Source organism: Amylibacter sp. SFDW26 (assembly GCF_009184395.1).
In the GTDB taxonomy this organism is placed as follows: domain Bacteria; phylum Pseudomonadota; class Alphaproteobacteria; order Rhodobacterales; family Rhodobacteraceae; genus Amylibacter.
In genome coordinates this window covers 1,139,330-1,156,356 of sequence record NZ_WEIC01000001.1, presented here as the reverse complement: position 1 = coordinate 1,156,356, position 17,027 = coordinate 1,139,330, and the positions used below count along the sequence as shown (strand labels likewise).

Below are 17,027 nucleotides of genomic sequence, written 5' to 3'. Positions count from 1 at the left end.
TGGTTTATTCCTTTTGTTTTAATCAAAGCTCTATATAGAACTTGTAGATAATAAAATATGAGGAAGACACATGGGCTTTTTAGCTGATCCAATGGCGTTGGTTTATTTCGTTGGGCTTATCACAATTGTAAGCTTGGTGATTTCACCACGACAAGTTTCCATCGAAGGGTTCTTTGATGGGGCATCTAAAGTCGGTGCACAACCAAATCTATGGATGCTTGTGTTAAGCCAAGTTACGACATGGATATTTGCACGTTCCCTGATGAACGCAGCAATCCTTGGCTACTTCTACGGATTTGCAGGAACGCTTGCTTATACATGCTATTATCTCAGTTTTCTAACGGGTATGTACATTGTGGGTCAAATGCGGTCTCGCGGTGCCCGTTCTGTTCAAGATTGGCTTGGTGATAATTTCGGTCGTACTGGCCACGTTGCCTACAACATCGTGATTGCACTGCGTTTGCTTTCGGAAGTTTTCGCCAACCTTATCGTCGTAGGTTTAATCTTTTCTGCAGCTTTCCCCGAAATGGCATGGGCCAAAACTGGGTCGATTGTTATCCTCGCTGTCGTGGGTCTCGTATATTCTGCATTAGGTGGGCTTCGTGCAAGTTTACGTACGGATGTTATGCAAATGATCGTATTTTTAATCGTATTTGTTCTAGCATTTATTGTGATGGTTTCCGCTGCAGACTTCTCTTTAGGCGCAATTTTCACTGCACAAGGTGTGCATGATCAGGCCAGCCGTCCGGGGTGGATATTGGTTGCAGTGGCTTTCCTACAAGTGTTCTCGTACCCAGCACATGATCCAGTGATGATGGATCGCGGCTTTATCGCGGATGAGAAAACAACACAGAAAAGCTTCTTCCATGCTTTCTGGCTCTCAGCTATTTGCATATTCGGTTTTGGCATGTTTGGGATCCAAGCTGGCATCCTTGGCGCATCTTATGAAAATCAACTGCTTGGCACTTGGCAGGGCATGTTTGGTCCAGTGGTTTACTTCTTAATTGCCGCGTCATTATTGATTTCAGCCATGTCCACATTAGACAGTGCATTGGCGTCAGCAGCCCGTTTGGTGATTGATGAATTCAAAGCTGCACCGCGTACCGTTACAAACGGTCGTATCGCAATGTTCGGCTTTATGGCAGCGGGTGCATTGTTAACACTTTGGGGTAACAAGACCTTGTTCGATGCCGTGGCTGTGTCTGGCACTGCGTCGATGTTCTTAACGCCTGTTTTGATGTTGGCCTTTGTCTTCAACCGTGTGATCCCGTTATGGTCTTTCATGGTTGCTTACTCAGCTGCTATTTTGGGTGCAGCAGCTTATATGTACCGCAGCACTGAACTGGTCATGACACTTTTCTCTGGCACACATAAATATGAACAGCTTTTATACATCTGTATCGCTGTTCTGATCGTGGGTTTTGCGGCTGGTTTAATTGGGATCGTAACCCAAGGAAAGCTTGCTCGAAGCAACTAAGGCTGGTAGGGGATCGCGATACCCGATAAAAAGGGTCAGATTGAAGACTGCACTGAATGAGGCCCTAGGTGTCCGATCCTGCCTATAAACTGGAATTACAAGATATTTCCCGCGTCTATGATGGGCAAGCTGTTGTCGATGGCTTGTCCCTTCGTTTGAACGCGGGTGAGGTGACATGCTTGTTGGGGCCATCAGGTTGCGGTAAATCCACGACTTTACGCATAGCAGCTGGTGTTGATAAGCAAACAACTGGTCGTGTGTTAATTGATGGGCAATCTGTATCAGGTCATGCAGGGCATATGCCACCAGAGGCGCGCAATATTGGCTTAATGTTCCAAGATTTCGCACTTTTCCCACATTTAGATGTGGAGCGAAACGTTGGTTTCGGCATCAAAAGCTCGCGTTCCAGTAAAAAAGCACGTGTTAAAGAGCTTTTGCAAAAGGTTGATTTGGACGGGTATCAATCCAAATATCCACATCAACTGTCAGGCGGTGAACAGCAACGCGTGGCTTTGGCACGTGCTTTGGCACCAAAACCGCAAGTTATGTTGATGGATGAACCATTCTCTGGTCTTGATGATCGTTTGCGCGATGATGTGCGTGATGCAACGCTTGAATTGCTAAAGGCAGAAAATACTGCTGTATTAATGGTCACACACGAGCCAGAAGAGGCCATGCGTATGGCAGACCAGATTGCATTAATGCGCAATGGTAAAATTGTTCAGGCAGGCGCACCCTATAACATCTATAACGCTCCAGTGGATAAAGCTGCGGCTGCATTCTTTTCTGATGTGAATGTAATCAAAGGATTAGTGAAAAATGCCCTGACAGAGACACCATTTGGCCAATTCCTGACACCAGGTATGGTTGATGGAACCGAAGTAGAGATCATCATTCGTCCACAACACCTGAAATTAGACTTTGACCGTAAGGGACGTGGCCCGAATCCTACGGTTGCCGAAGGTGTTCCTGCACGTGGCATGGTGAAACGTGCACGCTATTTGGGGCATCAAAGCTTGGTCGAATTTATGATGGATTACGATCAAAGCGTTCTAAAAGTACTGATGCCTGGTGTGTTTTTGCCAAAACCAGATACACCATTATGGCTGTCTATGCGCCGCGACCGCTGTTTTCTGTTTAAAAAGTCAGTATAAATACGCTGATGTGACAATTTATAAGCCCGAAATGCATGTTAGGGTTTGAACCTGCGGCAAAAATACATAAATGTATGGCGACGAGACAGGGCACGAATGGCTTTGTCACCACTTTGGGAGAATATAAATGTTTCTGCACACACCACTGTTCATTCAGAATATTGGCCTACCAGGCATCTTGCTGATCGCAGTTGTTGTTTTGTTACTGTTTGGCCGCGGTAAGGTTTCAAACCTTATGGGCGAGGTTGGCAAAGGCATCACAGCGTTCAAAAAGGGCGTAAGTGAAGGCAAAGAAGAGATGGACGCAGCGATTGATGATGCATCAGAGACTGCAAAAGACATCACACCTGAAAAAGATGGAAGCAAAAAGGGCTAATCAGCCCCTTCGCTGATAAGGCATAATGCATGTTTGATATTGGATGGTCAGAGTTGATGATCATCGGTGTGGTGGCGTTAATCGTCGTTGGACCGAAAGATTTACCTATGATGTTCCGCAAAGTGGGACAGTTTGTTGGTAAAGCACGCGGTATGGCGCGTGATTTTCAGCGTGCCATGGATGATGCCGCAGATCAAAGTGGTGTGAAAGACATTACTGACACTGTGAAAAAAGCTACTGATATCAAAGATAATATGTCCATGAACAACCTTATGGATTTTGATGACGCCAATGCAGACATGAAACCTGCGGCGGATGTCCCACCGGTAAAGCCACCAAAGCCAGCAGCTAAAAAGCCACCTGCGAAAAAGCCTGCGGCCAAAAAGGCGCCAGCTAAGAAAACGGCTACAAAAAAAGCACCTGCTAAGAAGCCTGCTGCCAAGAAAACTACGACCAAGGCCAAATCATGAGCGATGTAGAAGACGATATCGAAGAAAGCTCCGCGCCATTGATCGAACATTTGGCGGAACTGCGCACACGTTTGATCCGCGCTTTCGTGGCTTTCATTGTCGCTATGCTGTTTTGTTTCTTCTTTGCAGAACCCATCTTGGATTTCTTGGTTGAACCAATCGCAGAAATTCTACGGTCTCGTGGCCAAGACCCGCGTTTGATTTTTACGGCACCACAAGAAAAATTCTTTGTATTGTTCCGCATCTCAGTTCTTGCTGGTCTCATGCTTTCGTTCCCAGTGATCGCAAATGAGTTGTGGCGGTTTGTAGCACCTGGCCTTTATAAAAACGAGAAGGGCGCGTTTTTACCATTCATCATTGCATCACCTGTGCTGTTTCTAATGGGTGCAAGCTTTGCCCATTATGTGGTCACACCACTGGCTATGAACTTCTTTATTGGCTTTTCTGATATTATCCCATCCGTCACCGAATTGGTTGCAGGTGGCACAGGCGATGTGGCAGATGCCGCAGGCAAAGAAACCACGACAGTGTTCTTGGGGTCTGTCAAAGAAAGCCTTGATATCACTATGAAATTCATTTGGGCTTTTGGTTTGTGTTTCCAATTACCAGTGTTGATGACGCTGCTCGGTATGGCTGGATTGGTATCCTCACAAGGCCTTAAAGATATGCGTAAATACGCAGTTGTTGGCATCCTTACGTTGGCTGCGATCATCACACCACCAGATGTGATCACCCAAATTATCCTCTTCACAGTGGTCTATATGCTTTACGAAGTATCTATCCAACTGGTCGCAATGGTGGAAAAGAAACGCGAAAAGCGTTTGGCCGAAGACGGTTATTATGATGACGAAGACGGCCACCCAGAGGATAATGCATGAACGACGATGCCTTAACCCGCATTGCCGAAGCCTTAGAACGGATCAGCCCGAAACCTTTAGACGCGCCTGACTTCTCAGGGGCGCAAGCTTATGTATGGCACGTTTCCCCTGATCGATTAGACCCAGTCCATAATGTGAACCGCGTTGATATTAACCTGTTGGTTGGTATTGATCGCTCCCGCGATACTTTGCTTGCGAACACCAAACAATTCGCCAACGGAATGCCCGCAAATAACGCGCTTCTGTGGGGGGCGCGAGGCATGGGTAAATCATCCTTGGTTAAAGCCGTTCATGCGGCTGTAGCGGGCACAAAACTGGTCGAAGTGCAACGCGAAGACCTGCCGACACTAGGACGTCTGTTAAACATCTTGCGCGCATCCTCGGAACGGTTCATTTTATTCTGCGATGATCTGAGCTTTTCAAACGACGACACGCATTATAAATCGCTCAAAGCTGTCTTGGATGGTGGCGTTGAAGGACGTCCAGATAATGTGGTGTTTTATGCCACATCTAACCGCCGTCATTTGATGCCACGCGATATGATCGAAAACGAACGCCAAACAGGTATCAACCCTGCAGAAGCTGTTGAAGAAAAAGTATCGTTATCAGACCGCTTTGGCCTGTGGCTTGGCTTCCATCCATGTGACCAAGATCAATATCTACAAATGATACGTGGATATTGTGATGCACATAGTGTTGAAATCACCGATGCAGAAATTCGCGCTGAGGCAATTGAGTGGCAAGCAACTCGTGGAAACCGCTCTGGTCGTGTAGCTTGGCAATATTTCACAGATCTTGCTGGGCGTAGAGGTGTAGCATTATAAAGAATCACAGGCAGCATTGATTCTCTAATTTCTCCAAAAAACAGCATTTTTACTGTGATCGATTTGTCTAAAATTCCTGATAAATCCAACTATTTTTTTTCAACTAATACTAAGGTTAGCGTTTAGTTAGTTTTCGGTTAGTAGAACAAAAATCGGGCCTATGTAGAACACAATTTAGCCTTTATTCATTGATGAATAGGTTCTGTTAGTAATGACAACGTAACAAAACAGTAAATGTAGTGCTGAGTAAGCAAGTAACGAGTACCTAGGTAACCAGTAGCGATTAATGAGTAACCTGAGTAAATTGTAAATTCGCGAGTGGGTGTGTTTAAAGAGTAAAAAATGTTGCGTCGTATTTGCCTTATATCTGCAAGGCAACTGATAGGACTGGGTAAAATGCAAATTGCATTCAGTACGAGTAAAGGGCCCGCGCTGCCGTGGGCCCTTGTTTTATTTTAAAGTGTGTTTTTACAGATAAGGCGCTGGATCAACGCTTTCAGTACCGCGGCGAATTTCAAAGTGTAAAAACGGTGTCTTACCATCTGAAATTTTAGCAATCGTCTGGCCACGGTTTACTGTCTGCCCTTTTTTCACGGCAACATCCCCAACATTCGAATAGACTGTATAGAGGTTATCTGGGTGGCGTAGCAGGATAATTGTATTCTGACCCGCTGATTTAGAAATCAAAGCCACTTCGCCACCTTCTGCCGCTTTTACAGAAGTGCCTGCCGCTGCTGCGATGTCTAAACCCTCATTGCCGCCTTTTTTGTTGGAGTAGCCTCTGATGACGTCACCGTTCACAGGGCGTAGCAATTTGCGTGATGCACCTACAGGTGTGCGATCGTCAGAAAGCTTTGGGCTTTCTGGAATAGCCGCATCTTGTTGCTTTACAGGTAACGGGAGCTTAGCGCTTGGTGGTTCAGGCGCTTCACTTCCAGCACCTGGCAGTGTTTCTGCCACAGGAATGGTCTGTGCAACCGTTCCATCAGCACTGACAGGGATCAGCAACTGCTGACCTGGGCGTACTGATAGATTGCGGTCTAAGCCGTTCCACGATGCCAGTGCTGTGACCGACACATTATAAAGGCGGGCAATAGAATAAGCGGTTTCGCCATTTTCAACCACATGGCGGATCGGTTCAGGACCTTGCTGTAATGTGCCTGATTGAACAGGGGTAGGACCAGCGCGATCAATCGCAGCCGTTGCAATGCTTTCAATAGAAGTGCCACCCGCAGCATCAGGAGCCGCTTCGGGAATGATGATACCTTTGGGCAAGGCTAATACTTCGTCTTTGCGGGCGATATAATCCGCAGGTAAGCCATTATGACGAGCAAGATCTTGCCCAGTCATGCCAACACGCGCAGCAATCGCATCAATCGGGTCATTACGTTTGGCGACGATCACTTGATAATTTGGGTATGTAATCACACCACGGCTGTCTGGTTTCGGTCGTGGCGCAAGCTGGCCCCCGTCCGTCGTTGGTACTGGATTGATCTTAGAGTTCAGATCGCCCAATGAAAAATCATCACAGGCTGATAATGCAAGCGCACTGCACATTAAAAGCACTGGTTTAAAGCCGTATCTTTTTGATATTACTGCCATTTGCCCAATTCCCGTCTTTGCAGGGTTATACCCCGTCTGTTTTTGCAACCCCAGCAACAAGTGGCACAAAGCGCACCTCTGCAAGTTCTGTATAGTTCAGCCCATCGGGTGTTTTTTCGACCTTTATAAGGCTTTGCACCGCATCAGACTGTCCTACAGGTAATACCATAATACCGCCCATACGCAATTGTTCCAAGAGATTTGCAGGGGGGTCTTCTGCCGCAGCGGTCAAAATAATGCGATCAAAGGGGGCTTGGTCTGGCATCCCATAGCTGCCATCGGCCGTTGTGATCACTACATTACGTAATTTTAACGCCTCAATCCGCTTGCGTGCCTTTATAGAAAGTTGGCGATGACGTTCCAACGAATACACACGGCGCGCCAACTGAGATAGGATTGCAGCTTGATATCCAGAACCTGTGCCAATCTCCAAAACCTTATCACGTGGACCCACATCCAACGCTTCTGTCATCTTTGCCACAATACTTGGCTGACTGATTGTTTGGCCCGCATCAATTGGCAATGCCATGTCATCCATTGCATGAGCTTTGAAATGACCTTCCACGAACATATCGCGGGGCACTTTTTCCATGGCCTGCAAAACATGATCCGCAACGCCTTTGTTGCGAAGCATTAACAAGAATTGCATTGTATCTTCGGGGCTTAAAGTCACTTTAGTGCCTCTTGCAAATGGCTTAAATGTGCGTGGCTTGTCATATCGGCCTGCATTGGTGTCACAGAAATATATCCATCTAAGTTCGCATGCACATCTGTTCCTGGTTTTGTGGCCTCGTGCTGCGATCCCATAGTGACCCACAAGAAACGCCGCCCATTAGGCCCCGTTTCAGCAACAGTGTGAAATTCTGTATTATCCCGAAACCCTTGCGCCACAGCCTTTACGCCTTTGCAATCAGCTGCGGGAATAGGGGGGAAGTTAATGTTATAAAACACACCATAAGGTGCTTCGCCCCAAATACCCGCATCCAATAAGTCTTTGACGGCTTTCGCACCATGCACACGTGCCACTTCAAACGGATCATCCATATCTTTATTTGCAGGGCCATAAAATTGGGACAGAGCTATGGATTTAATACCGTGTAATGCACCCTCTATAGCTGCACCAATTGTACCAGAATAAAGCGTGTTTTGTGCAGCATTATTGCCCTTGTTCACACCAGACAAGATCAAGTCAGGTTTTTCGGGCATCACTTCGTTTATACCTGCCAAAATGCAATCCGCAGGCATGCCATCCACAGCAAAACGATCTTCACTATATTTAAAAAGCCGCATTGGGTTCACATAAGACACCGCATGCGCCACGCCTGATTGTTCCATCTCAGGGGCAACAGTCCAAACTTCCCCGTCAACACCTGCCAATTCGCGTGCAATTTCCAGCATAACATCCAAGCCTGGTGCCCTGATGCCGTCGTCATTTGTGATTAGAATACGCACGATGATTTGCCCGATTTGTGAGTTAGCAATTTGCTACACTATCGCGAGTCGGCTGAAAAGGGGCAATGCTGTTGTGATCACTGCCAAACGCTAGAAACGTAACGATGCCGAAACCCCAATAACTGTGGCTTCAACATCTTCTGCGCCAATACCCGCTGGATCAAATTCTTCTGAAAAATCAGTTTGGGATATAAAAGCACTGACTGAAAAGTTTTTATGTAACTTATATCGCGATGCCAGTGTCGTCGTGTTTATACGTTCTGACGATGTATAAAGAACATCTTCATCACTGTTTTTGCCCCGAAAATGGTTGATGGAATGTGTCCATTTCCCATGGCGGTAACTTAGGCCAATATCATAGGCGTTCCCATCATGAACCGTTGTGCCATTCTGTTCAACAAAAGACCCACCAAGTGTAAATCCTGCATATCCCAGCGATAGACCAATTCCCCATATTTCGGGTGTATCTAATCCAGCCGCAGGGATGTTTGACGTGATATTTGCAGTTCCATATCTTGCAGATGATCGAACATCTAAAGCCCCTATAGCACCTTTGTAATTAAAGCTTAAATCTACAATATCCGTTGCATTTGTTCGTATCACACCAGCGGCAACAGGCCTAAAACTCGCTTGTTGAACTCCATTTCCTTGCCCTTCGTCACGAGCATAGGAAAGACCAAACTCAAACCCTTTGATGCGCGGTGAAAAATACGTGATGCGGTTGGCATCATTGTTCCGGTTGTTTTCAATTAAAGTGGTTCCTAGTGAAGTGCGGAAAAAATCCGCGGGGCTATCAACGCCAAAATAAGGAACGAAATCATCTATTGCAGAGGTAACAAAGAATATATGCGCTGCATTGGGGGCTCTGACCGTTTGTAAATACCCAGCGGAGTTTTCTGATCCGATGATTAAACGCCCAAAATCTCCAGAGACGGTGAAAAAGGATTCATCTATCTGATCAAAGGATGTTTCGGATTCTGCCTCTAATTGAATTTCCGCACCAAGTTTTACGCCATTATCCAATACCAATGACGGCTTGAAATGAATTTCAGCGCTGGTCTTAATGTCAAAACCACTGAAATCCTCATTCACACCAGATCGTGGCGATACATGTGTATAAGCATATGTAGATGTATAAAACCCACTGACTTTAACATTCAATTCGGCCCAAGCCGCCGTTGATAGGCTGCTAAGTGTCAGAGCAGATGATACAAGAATTTCTTTTGATATCATCTGCTTGTTCCGAATATTAAACTAAAACACCATCCGCAGTGATTTTTGTCTTACCACCTGTGTAATTGTGTAGTGCTTCTGGTAGCTCAACCGACCCATCCGCTTGTTGACCATTTTCTAAAACAGCAATCAAGCAACGTCCCACAGCCAAGCCAGAACCGTTCAATGTATGTACATACTCAGGCTTCTTCGCACCTTCTGGGCGGTAACGTGCATTCATACGGCGCGCTTGGAAATCGCCACACACAGAACAGCTTGAAATTTCACGGTACGTATCTTGGCCAGGCAACCACACTTCGATGTCATGCGTGCGCTGTGCACCAAAACCCATATCGCCTGTGCACAATACAACTGTACGGTATGGCAAGCCTAGTTTTTCCAAAATACCTTGGGCACATTCGGTCATACGGTCCAATTCCGCGCGGCTGTCTTCTGGTTTCGTAACACTCACCATTTCAACTTTTTCAAATTGATGCTGACGCAACATGCCAGATGTATCACGACCCGCAGAGCCAGCCTCTGAACGGAAGCACAATGAATGTGCAGTCATACGGCGCGGTAGGGCGCTTTCATCCAGAATTTCCCCTGCAACTGTATTTGTCAGCGTCACCTCTGATGTCGGGATCAACCACCATCCGTTTGTTGTTTGATAACTATCCTCAGAAAACTTCGGTAGTTGGCCTGTGCCATGCATCGCATCATCACGCACCAAAACAGGGGTGTTAACTTCTGTAAGGCCGTTTTCCGTTGTATGCGTGTCTAACATAAACTGCGCCAAAGCACGGTGAACACGGGCAACAGCACCTGACATGATTACAAAACGAGAACCGCTAAGTTTAGCGGCCGTTTCAAAATCCATACCACCTTGAACAGATGCCAATTCGAAATGCTCTTTTGGATCGAAATCTAATGTACGCGGCGTACCCCAACGGTGCACCTCGATATTGTCATTCTCATCAGCACCTTCAGGCACATCGTCATGTGGGCTGTTTGGCAAAGTTGCTAACAGGTTTTGCAACTTGTCATCTTCAACTTTGGCTTCGTCTTCCAAAGCCGCAATCTCAGTTTTTTTGTCAGCAACCAACGCGCGCAGACGTTCGAACTCTGCATCATCGCCTTGAGCCTTTGCCTTACCAACATTTTTAGATGCAGCATTGCGTTCTGCCAAAGCTTGCTCTGCTTTGGTGATCTTTGCACGGCGCGCTTCGTCAATCGCCAATATTTCGGACGACATCGGTGCAGCACCTCGTTTCGCAAGAGCTGCGTCAAAAGCTGCGGGATTTTCGCGGATAGCGCGGATGTCGTGCATAATATCACCTGATTGATTGGATTCGTATTATGCTGGTTTATACCCAAGTTTTTCGGGGATGAAAGCCGTGGATTAAGCCAGTTTGTTCTTTGTCGATTGCCAAAAGCTTAAAAAAGCTTCGGATGACATGTCTTTATTAGACCAATTCTCAACAGTGGGTTGCTTCATGCCTTTTGGTAAAATTGTTGAACCATCACCGATCATAACCTTTAATTGCTCTCCAGATAGATGGGTAACACCTGTGAAATCAGCGGCTTTAACGCCTGCATATAACATTTCTGCGGCAGAGAAATTTGCTTCTTGAAAGCGCGCCATAACCATTCGTGCACCCTGAAAATTCGCCCAATCTAACCAACTGCGTTGCATTTGCGCTCCATTTAAGGATGCATCGCTAAGATTTGCCTTAAACAGATCAGCCTCTTGTAAATTAACGTGATTCAAGCTGGCACCATTTAACTTCGCAACGGATAGGGATGCGCCCTGTAAGTTTGAGCCATCTAATAATACAGGCCCAAGATTGGCGTTGTTCAAGTCCGCCAGCGCGATATTACATCCACGTAAATCCAGTACAAAGTTTTGCGACATTTCATAGTCAATACGTCCAAGCGCGCGTTCATCGCGACGACCAAAGATCGTCAGGACAGCTTGAATATCAGGGCGTGGTGGCATGAGTGTTGCAACAGATGCCTTCTCATTTGGTGTCAAATCCCAAACTTGCTTTTTTTTCTTTTTTGCTAATTTGGCCCATTCTTCTTTACTGGCATCTTCGTCAAAGCGAGGTGCACGTGTGTTTTCACGCACATATGCACAAAGGGTTTCCATAACTGATATATGATCACGGCGCGATTCAATCGCGACACGTTCCAATGTATAAATTGCACCCAATCGAACTTCTAAATTAGGCTCAGTGTTTTGCAAACCATCTTCCCAAACTGTGCGTTCCATGCCCAATTGTGTGACTGCATCAGAAATGCGCCCTGTGATGTAGCTTTCTTCGGTCGCGCGTGTGCGTCGTTCGGCCATAAATATTATAAAAATAACGAATGGGGCCGCTAATAACCCGACAAATGTTACAACCAATCCAAGTAATGACAAAACATGTTGACGGACTTCGCCCAATGCAGCGGCATCTGAAAGTGATCCAGTAAGCAGCCATAAACTATACATATCTAATATAAGGATTGCAGCCCATAACGGGGATAAAACTAAAGACATCCACGCAAGTAGTTTTAAGGCAGGTTGTTGTATGCCGTTTAAAATTGCGAGTTGGCGTTTAATTCGGTGACCCCATTTGAATCGCATGAAAACGGCAATAAATAAAATAACCAATAACAAAAGCCATGGAACCATATCCGCAGGCAGCCAACTTGGCAGCCATGTGGCATTGTCTAACCCCTTAAACATAATAACCCTCTAATGCGTAACTTAATCGCTTTTAGTGTAGAATACGCTTTTTCGGTTTTTTACGTCTACCCATAATAGAAATTTTCCCAAAGCATCGCATTTAGATTGTGTGTTTTGTTAATGTATAATTTCTATTTATTTTCCCTCGTTAGCATATCTATTTGAAAAATATGTTTTATTTATAATCGCCAAAGCTTGCATACCCATATGTATCCGTTGCATTTTTGCATTACTTATGGCGCGTATCTGTTTGGTAATGAATGATTTTGTGTGTTTTAGCTGTTGGAAAACCAATGAACGAGGGAAAACACAGATGTTACCTTTATATTGGTGAAATTTTGGTGCCCCTCTGAATGGTCGTGTAAATACAATGCGGATAGAATAAAATACGGCTATTCAAGGTTTAAACGCTTCTTGTCATCCCTATATGTTAAAGATACTGTCTGCTGGATTCAAACAAGCAGAGATAATCTGTACTAAGAAAAGGAAATACACATGTTTGCAAGCCCAGCTTATGCCCAAGCCGCAGGGGGTGCCGGTGGCATCGAAAGCTTTATTCCACTGATTTTGATTTTTGCGATCATGTATTTCCTTATGATCCGCCCTCAACAAAAGAAGGCAAAACAACACCGCACTATGGTCGAGGCTTTACGTAAGGGCGATCAAGTTATCACCGCAGGCGGCTTGAAAGGCAAAGTCACTAAAGTTGGTGCAGACAACGAAGTTGAAGTTGAAATCGCAACTGGCGTAAAAGTGAAGGTTGTCCAGTCGACGATCCAAGCTGTTATCAATAAAACAGAACCAGCAAAATAAAATCAATTAAAGGCGGGCGAATGCTCCAGTTTTCTTTCTCTAAGAAACTCCTGATTTGGGCGGTTTGCGCGATCGGGATTATGATGGCTGCGCCAAACGCGTTTTATACGCAGGTGGAACAGTCCAATGACGCAGAAGCGATTTTGGAAACAGGCGTGCCAGCAACGCCTGAATTGACAGCGCAAGCTGAACAATGGCCAAGCTTCTTACCGTCATCCCTTGTAAATCTTGGTCTCGATCTACGTGGCGGTGCGCATTTGCTAGCTGAAGTTCATGTTGAAGATGTTTTGGTCGAGCGTCTGGATGGTTACTGGCCTCAAATACGTAACCGTTTGAGAACCGAGCGTGCAATGACGGGCGGGATTGTATCAGATAGGAACGCTCCATCTGATCAACTCAGAATTCGCTTGAAAGCCCCATCAGATCCAGAGGCCATTACACGCGCTGTCGCAATGGTCCGAGAATTGGCAAGTCCGATTGTTTCTTTAACGGGTGTTGGTTCTAACGATATTGACGTTTCTTCAGAAGGGGACGTAATCGTTGTTCGCCTGTCAGAAGCTGAAATAATAGCAACAAATCAGCGTACTATGGATCAATCGCTAGAGATTATTCGCCGCCGTGTTGATGAAGCAGGGACACGCGAACCTACAATTCAACGCCAAGGCGATCGCCGTATCTTGATCCAAGTTCCTGGTATTGGCTCTGCCGAAGAATTGAAAGAGTTGATTGGTAAAACTGCTAAACTGACATTCCACCCGGTTTTGGGTCGTACTGGTGATGATCAAGCGCTTCTGCAACCACGTCAAATCCTACTGCCTGATGTGAACCAAGAAGGGCTATTCTACATTCTTGAGAAGACGCCAACGATTACAGGTGATCATTTGGTGGATGCGCAAGCTGCATTCGATCAGAATAATCAAGCCGCCGTTAACTTCCGTCTAAACCCGACCGGTGGGCGTATTTTTGGCGAGTATACTGCCAATAATATCGGCAGCGCATTTGCGATTGTATTGGATGATGAAGTGCTTTCAGCCCCAACTATTCAAAGCCACATTCCAGGTGGTTCTGGTATAATCACAGGCCAATTTAATATCGAAGAGACCACCAGCCTAGCTATTCAATTGCGGGCAGGGGCGCTGCCTGCCAAAGTGACATACCTTGAGGAGCGCACGATTGGGCCAGAACTTGGTCAAGATAGTATCGATGCAGGTACGCTTGCCTGTATCGTGGCGTTTATTGCGGTACTTGTCTTTATGATTTTATCATACGGCCTATTTGGCCTGTTTGCGAACATTGCGTTGATCATAAACGTTGGCATGATCTTTGGGCTTCTGTCCTTGATCGGCGCCACACTGACACTTCCAGGCATCGCTGGTATCGTTCTAACAATCGGTATGGCTGTGGATGCTAATGTTTTGGTGTTTGAACGTATCCGCGAAGAAATTAGGGCCAAGAAAGCGGCAGTCCGTTCCATTGAACTGGGCTATGAGCGCGCTTTCAGCGCCATCATTGACGCCAATATCACCACATTAATCGCTGCTGTGATCTTGTTTGTGATGGGATCTGGCCCTGTACGTGGTTTTGCAATTACACTTGGCCTTGGCATTATCACGTCAGTATTTACTGCAATTTGGGTAACGCGCCTGTTGATTTCGATCTACATGCAGCGCCGCCGTCCAAAGACCATCGAAGTTTAGGAGATAGATATGAGACTTAAATTAGTACCTTCCGAAACTTCACTGGATTTTTTCAAATTTACAAAAGGAACACTGGGCATATCTATCTTAGCGATGATCGTGTCCATTGTGTTGTTTTTTATGATTGGTTTGAATTACGGTATTGATTTTCGTGGTGGCACAACAATCCGCACAGACTCACAAAGCACAGTGGATATCACAGCCTATCGTGCAGCATTAGAACCGCTTGGTTTGGGGGACATTTCCATTACCGAAGTGATTGACCCTGCTGAACAATTACAAGGTATTGCATCCAGCGTATCGCAAATCCGCATCGAAACCCAAGAAGGTGCGGAGGCGGCAACAATTGAAACTATCCGTTTGGTAAAAGATGCATTGATTGCCGTCGATCCAACTATGAGCTTTCCTCAGGTCGACAGTGTTGGCCCAAAAGTATCGGGTGAACTTATTCAAACAGCCGTGATTGCGGTGGTCTTGGCGATCGCAGCGGTGCTGTTCTACATCTGGTTACGTTTTGAGTGGCAATTCTCATTCGGTGCTGTTGTAGCCTTGGTGCATGATATTGTCATTACCATTGGTATTTTCAGCCTCCTTCAAATCAAGTTCGATCTCGCGATTATTGCAGCCTTGTTGACCATCGTTGGTTACTCTCTAAACGATACCGTAGTTGTATTTGACCGCGTGCGTGAAAATTTGCGTAAGTATAAAAAGAAACCGCTGAACGAAGTGCTTAACCTGTCCATCAATGAAACATTGTCACGTACAGTGATGACATCTGTCACCACATTGATCGCGCTGATTTCACTGTTCGTTCTTGGTGGCGATGTGATCCACGGTTTTGTATTCGCGATGATCTGGGGAGTTATCATTGGTACTTACTCATCAATCTTCGTGGCATCTGCTATCCTTCTACGCCTTGGTGTGAAGCGTGATTGGGATAAAATCGATGATGGTCGCGCAGGAACACAGTTCGCAAACATCGACGCCTAAAGTTCGGTTTTCCTGAAGCCTTTCGGGAAAACATCAAAACTACAAAAGGGACGATGACAGGATGATATATCCCTGTCATCGTCCCTTTAACGTTTTGGGGGATATGATGGGCATATTAAGCCAAGCACTGGCATATGACGGGCTTATGCTGTTACTCGCAGCTGCGTTTGTAGCGGGCGTTGTCCGAGGCTTTGCGGGCTTTGGTACGGCAATGGTATTCATCCCAATGGCTGCATTAGTTGCTGAACCCATCTATGCCATCTTGATGATGATGACCTTCGATTTCTTAGGCCCCATTGCACTATTACCCCGCGCATGGCGGGATGGTGAACCGCGTGATGTTGGGTTGTTGGGGATAGGTGCGATCATAGGTCTACCATTCGGTGTCTATTTGCTGACCCAACTTGACCCTGTCATTTTCAGATGGATCGTATCTGCGCTCGCCATATCACTCCTGATCTTACTTGCAAGCGGATGGCGTTACCGCAATCCACTCAACGCCCTAATGACCAGTTTCATAGGTGTTATCAGCGGCTTCTTATGCGGTGTAGCCGCTCTGCCAGGGCCACCTGTAATCCTGTCTTATATGTCCAGCCCAAGACGGCCAGAGGTCATTCGCGGCAATACAATGATGTATCTCTTCCTTGTTGATATCCTGACATTTATTGTCTTTGGCATCAAAGGTTTGCTGGTCCTAATTCCGCTTTTCATCGGCGCAATCCTAAGTATTCCTTACACAATTGGCGGTCTTGTTGGGCAATGGGTATTTGACCCTGCAAAGGAACATATTTACCGCCGTGTCGCCTATGCGATTATCCTCTTTAGTGCTGTTGCAGGCCTGCCCATTTGGGATTGATGACAGGAGCAGCGACCAAGAAGCCTATTGGAAGTCTGATATAGGACTATTCATATTGGTTGAATGAACAGCTTCTACAGGTAAAGCCTGACAGCTTTTCAAGGTGGCTTCTTCTGTCAGTTGTTCAGATTCTGTCTCTTCTATCGTTTTTAACATATCAGAATATATTTGATGACCTGCACTGCCATCTGGATAGTCCTCAAATTGGATGTAGTTTTTTATGAAGCCAATTGGATCGTCTTCGCTATCTTTAAATGCCATATAACCACTGGTTAAAGGGGCGGCCTTTGCCACCCAATGATAACAGGGGTCAGTGACCTCTAACTCTGTAGCATGTGCTGATGAAAGTGAACCGATAACGATTGCGCAGAATGTGGTAGTTTTTAAAAGAAATGAGTTAGTTTTAGGCATTGATAGTGACCTGTAAATGATTGCTTTAAAGATTTTGTCTATTCTTTTTCGCATGAGTTTCAATGGCTTAATATTAACAGC

At 45.8% G+C, this 17,027-nt stretch carries 17 protein-coding genes; 10 read left to right on the top strand and 7 right to left on the bottom strand.

Annotated features, from left to right (window positions below):
• The first annotated feature begins 70 nt into the window (after positions 1-70).
• From F9L33_RS05830 to F9L33_RS05805, 6 genes are all read left to right on the top strand, one after another.
• Positions 71-1,477 (top strand): sodium:proline symporter, encoded by a 1,407-nt coding sequence (locus F9L33_RS05830; protein WP_193221977.1) that lies wholly within the window; start codon positions 71-73, stop codon positions 1,475-1,477.
• Positions 1,478-1,545: 68 nt separating this feature from the next.
• The gene (locus F9L33_RS05825) at positions 1,546-2,631 is read left to right on the top strand and encodes an ABC transporter ATP-binding protein (protein WP_152141770.1); all 1,086 of its coding nucleotides are present in this window, start codon (positions 1,546-1,548) and stop codon (positions 2,629-2,631) included.
• 127 nt (positions 2,632-2,758) lie between these two features.
• Positions 2,759-3,007, top strand: a complete 249-nt coding sequence (locus tag F9L33_RS05820) for a twin-arginine translocase TatA/TatE family subunit (RefSeq protein ID WP_152141769.1) — start codon at positions 2,759-2,761, stop codon at positions 3,005-3,007.
• Between the two features lie 29 nt (positions 3,008-3,036).
• Positions 3,037-3,477: a Sec-independent protein translocase protein TatB gene (gene tatB / locus F9L33_RS05815; protein WP_152141768.1), complete on the top strand. Its 441-nt coding sequence runs from the start codon at positions 3,037-3,039 to the stop codon at positions 3,475-3,477.
• Positions 3,474-4,355: a twin-arginine translocase subunit TatC gene (gene tatC / locus F9L33_RS05810; protein WP_152141767.1), complete on the top strand. Its 882-nt coding sequence runs from the start codon at positions 3,474-3,476 to the stop codon at positions 4,353-4,355. Before tatB ends, tatC begins: the two co-directional genes overlap by 4 nt.
• Entirely contained in the window at positions 4,352-5,179 is an 828-nt protein-coding gene (locus tag F9L33_RS05805; RefSeq protein ID WP_152141766.1) for an ATP-binding protein, read from the top strand. The genes tatC and F9L33_RS05805 overlap by 4 nt, the downstream gene beginning before the upstream one ends.
• Positions 5,180-5,647: 468 nt before the next feature.
• On the opposite strand, the gene F9L33_RS05800 is transcribed toward F9L33_RS05805, so the two are convergent.
• From F9L33_RS05800 to F9L33_RS05775, 6 genes are all read right to left on the bottom strand, one after another.
• The gene (locus F9L33_RS05800) at positions 5,648-6,781 is read right to left on the bottom strand and encodes a peptidoglycan DD-metalloendopeptidase family protein (protein ID WP_152141765.1); all 1,134 of its coding nucleotides are present in this window, start codon (positions 6,779-6,781) and stop codon (positions 5,648-5,650) included.
• Positions 6,782-6,806: 25 nt separating this feature from the next.
• Complete coding sequence (locus F9L33_RS05795) at positions 6,807-7,454, bottom strand: protein-L-isoaspartate(D-aspartate) O-methyltransferase (protein WP_152141764.1); 648 nt, start codon at positions 7,452-7,454, stop codon at positions 6,807-6,809.
• Positions 7,451-8,233, bottom strand: coding sequence for a 5'/3'-nucleotidase SurE (gene surE / locus F9L33_RS05790; RefSeq protein ID WP_152141763.1), 783 nt, complete (start codon positions 8,231-8,233; stop codon positions 7,451-7,453). Before surE ends, F9L33_RS05795 begins: the two co-directional genes overlap by 4 nt.
• A gap of 90 nt (positions 8,234-8,323) precedes the next feature.
• Entirely contained in the window at positions 8,324-9,466 is a 1,143-nt protein-coding gene (locus F9L33_RS05785; protein ID WP_152141762.1) for a porin, read from the bottom strand.
• Positions 9,467-9,482: 16 nt separating this feature from the next.
• The gene (gene serS, locus F9L33_RS05780) at positions 9,483-10,775 is read right to left on the bottom strand and encodes a serine--tRNA ligase (protein ID WP_152141761.1); all 1,293 of its coding nucleotides are present in this window, start codon (positions 10,773-10,775) and stop codon (positions 9,483-9,485) included.
• Positions 10,776-10,847: 72 nt separating this feature from the next.
• Positions 10,848-12,179 (bottom strand): pentapeptide repeat-containing protein, encoded by a 1,332-nt coding sequence (locus F9L33_RS05775; RefSeq protein WP_152141760.1) that lies wholly within the window; start codon positions 12,177-12,179, stop codon positions 10,848-10,850.
• Between the two features lie 495 nt (positions 12,180-12,674).
• On the opposite strand from F9L33_RS05775, the gene yajC reads away from it, so the two are divergent.
• The 4 genes from yajC to F9L33_RS05755 all read left to right on the top strand — a co-directional run bounded on the left by yajC (position 12,675) and on the right by F9L33_RS05755 (position 16,535).
• Complete coding sequence (gene yajC / locus F9L33_RS05770) at positions 12,675-12,992, top strand: preprotein translocase subunit YajC (protein WP_152141759.1); 318 nt, start codon at positions 12,675-12,677, stop codon at positions 12,990-12,992.
• A 20-nt stretch (positions 12,993-13,012) separates the two neighbouring features.
• The gene (gene secD, locus F9L33_RS05765) at positions 13,013-14,689 is read left to right on the top strand and encodes a protein translocase subunit SecD (protein WP_152141758.1); all 1,677 of its coding nucleotides are present in this window, start codon (positions 13,013-13,015) and stop codon (positions 14,687-14,689) included.
• Positions 14,690-14,698: 9 nt separating this feature from the next.
• Entirely contained in the window at positions 14,699-15,679 is a 981-nt protein-coding gene (gene secF, locus F9L33_RS05760; protein WP_152141757.1) for a protein translocase subunit SecF, read from the top strand.
• 103 nt (positions 15,680-15,782) lie between these two features.
• Positions 15,783-16,535 (top strand): sulfite exporter TauE/SafE family protein, encoded by a 753-nt coding sequence (locus F9L33_RS05755; RefSeq protein WP_152141756.1) that lies wholly within the window; start codon positions 15,783-15,785, stop codon positions 16,533-16,535.
• Between the two features lie 24 nt (positions 16,536-16,559).
• On the opposite strand, the gene F9L33_RS05750 is transcribed toward F9L33_RS05755, so the two are convergent.
• Positions 16,560-16,946: a hypothetical protein gene (locus tag F9L33_RS05750; RefSeq protein WP_152141755.1), complete on the bottom strand. Its 387-nt coding sequence runs from the start codon at positions 16,944-16,946 to the stop codon at positions 16,560-16,562.
• Positions 16,947-17,027 lie beyond the last annotated feature (81 nt).

What these genes read in the sequence shown, in the direction of transcription:
- F9L33_RS05830 (WP_193221977.1), top strand. Translation starts at nt 71, where the DNA reads ATGGGCTTTTTAGCTGATCCAATGGCGTTGGTTTATTTCGTTGGGCTT.
- F9L33_RS05820 (WP_152141769.1), top strand. Translation starts at nt 2,759, where the DNA reads ATGTTTCTGCACACACCACTGTTCATTCAGAATATTGGCCTACCAGGC.
- tatB (WP_152141768.1), top strand. Translation starts at nt 3,037, where the DNA reads ATGTTTGATATTGGATGGTCAGAGTTGATGATCATCGGTGTGGTGGCG.
- tatC (WP_152141767.1), top strand. Translation starts at nt 3,474, where the DNA reads ATGAGCGATGTAGAAGACGATATCGAAGAAAGCTCCGCGCCATTGATC.
- F9L33_RS05805 (WP_152141766.1), top strand. Translation starts at nt 4,352, where the DNA reads ATGAACGACGATGCCTTAACCCGCATTGCCGAAGCCTTAGAACGGATC.
- F9L33_RS05800 (WP_152141765.1), bottom strand. Translation starts at nt 6,781, where the DNA reads ATGGCAGTAATATCAAAAAGATACGGCTTTAAACCAGTGCTTTTAATG.
- F9L33_RS05785 (WP_152141762.1), bottom strand. Translation starts at nt 9,466, where the DNA reads ATGATATCAAAAGAAATTCTTGTATCATCTGCTCTGACACTTAGCAGC.
- serS (WP_152141761.1), bottom strand. Translation starts at nt 10,775, where the DNA reads ATGCACGACATCCGCGCTATCCGCGAAAATCCCGCAGCTTTTGACGCA.
- F9L33_RS05775 (WP_152141760.1), bottom strand. Translation starts at nt 12,179, where the DNA reads ATGTTTAAGGGGTTAGACAATGCCACATGGCTGCCAAGTTGGCTGCCT.
- yajC (WP_152141759.1), top strand. Translation starts at nt 12,675, where the DNA reads ATGTTTGCAAGCCCAGCTTATGCCCAAGCCGCAGGGGGTGCCGGTGGC.
- secD (WP_152141758.1), top strand. Translation starts at nt 13,013, where the DNA reads ATGCTCCAGTTTTCTTTCTCTAAGAAACTCCTGATTTGGGCGGTTTGC.
- secF (WP_152141757.1), top strand. Translation starts at nt 14,699, where the DNA reads ATGAGACTTAAATTAGTACCTTCCGAAACTTCACTGGATTTTTTCAAA.
- F9L33_RS05755 (WP_152141756.1), top strand. Translation starts at nt 15,783, where the DNA reads ATGATGGGCATATTAAGCCAAGCACTGGCATATGACGGGCTTATGCTG.
- F9L33_RS05750 (WP_152141755.1), bottom strand. Translation starts at nt 16,946, where the DNA reads ATGCCTAAAACTAACTCATTTCTTTTAAAAACTACCACATTCTGCGCA.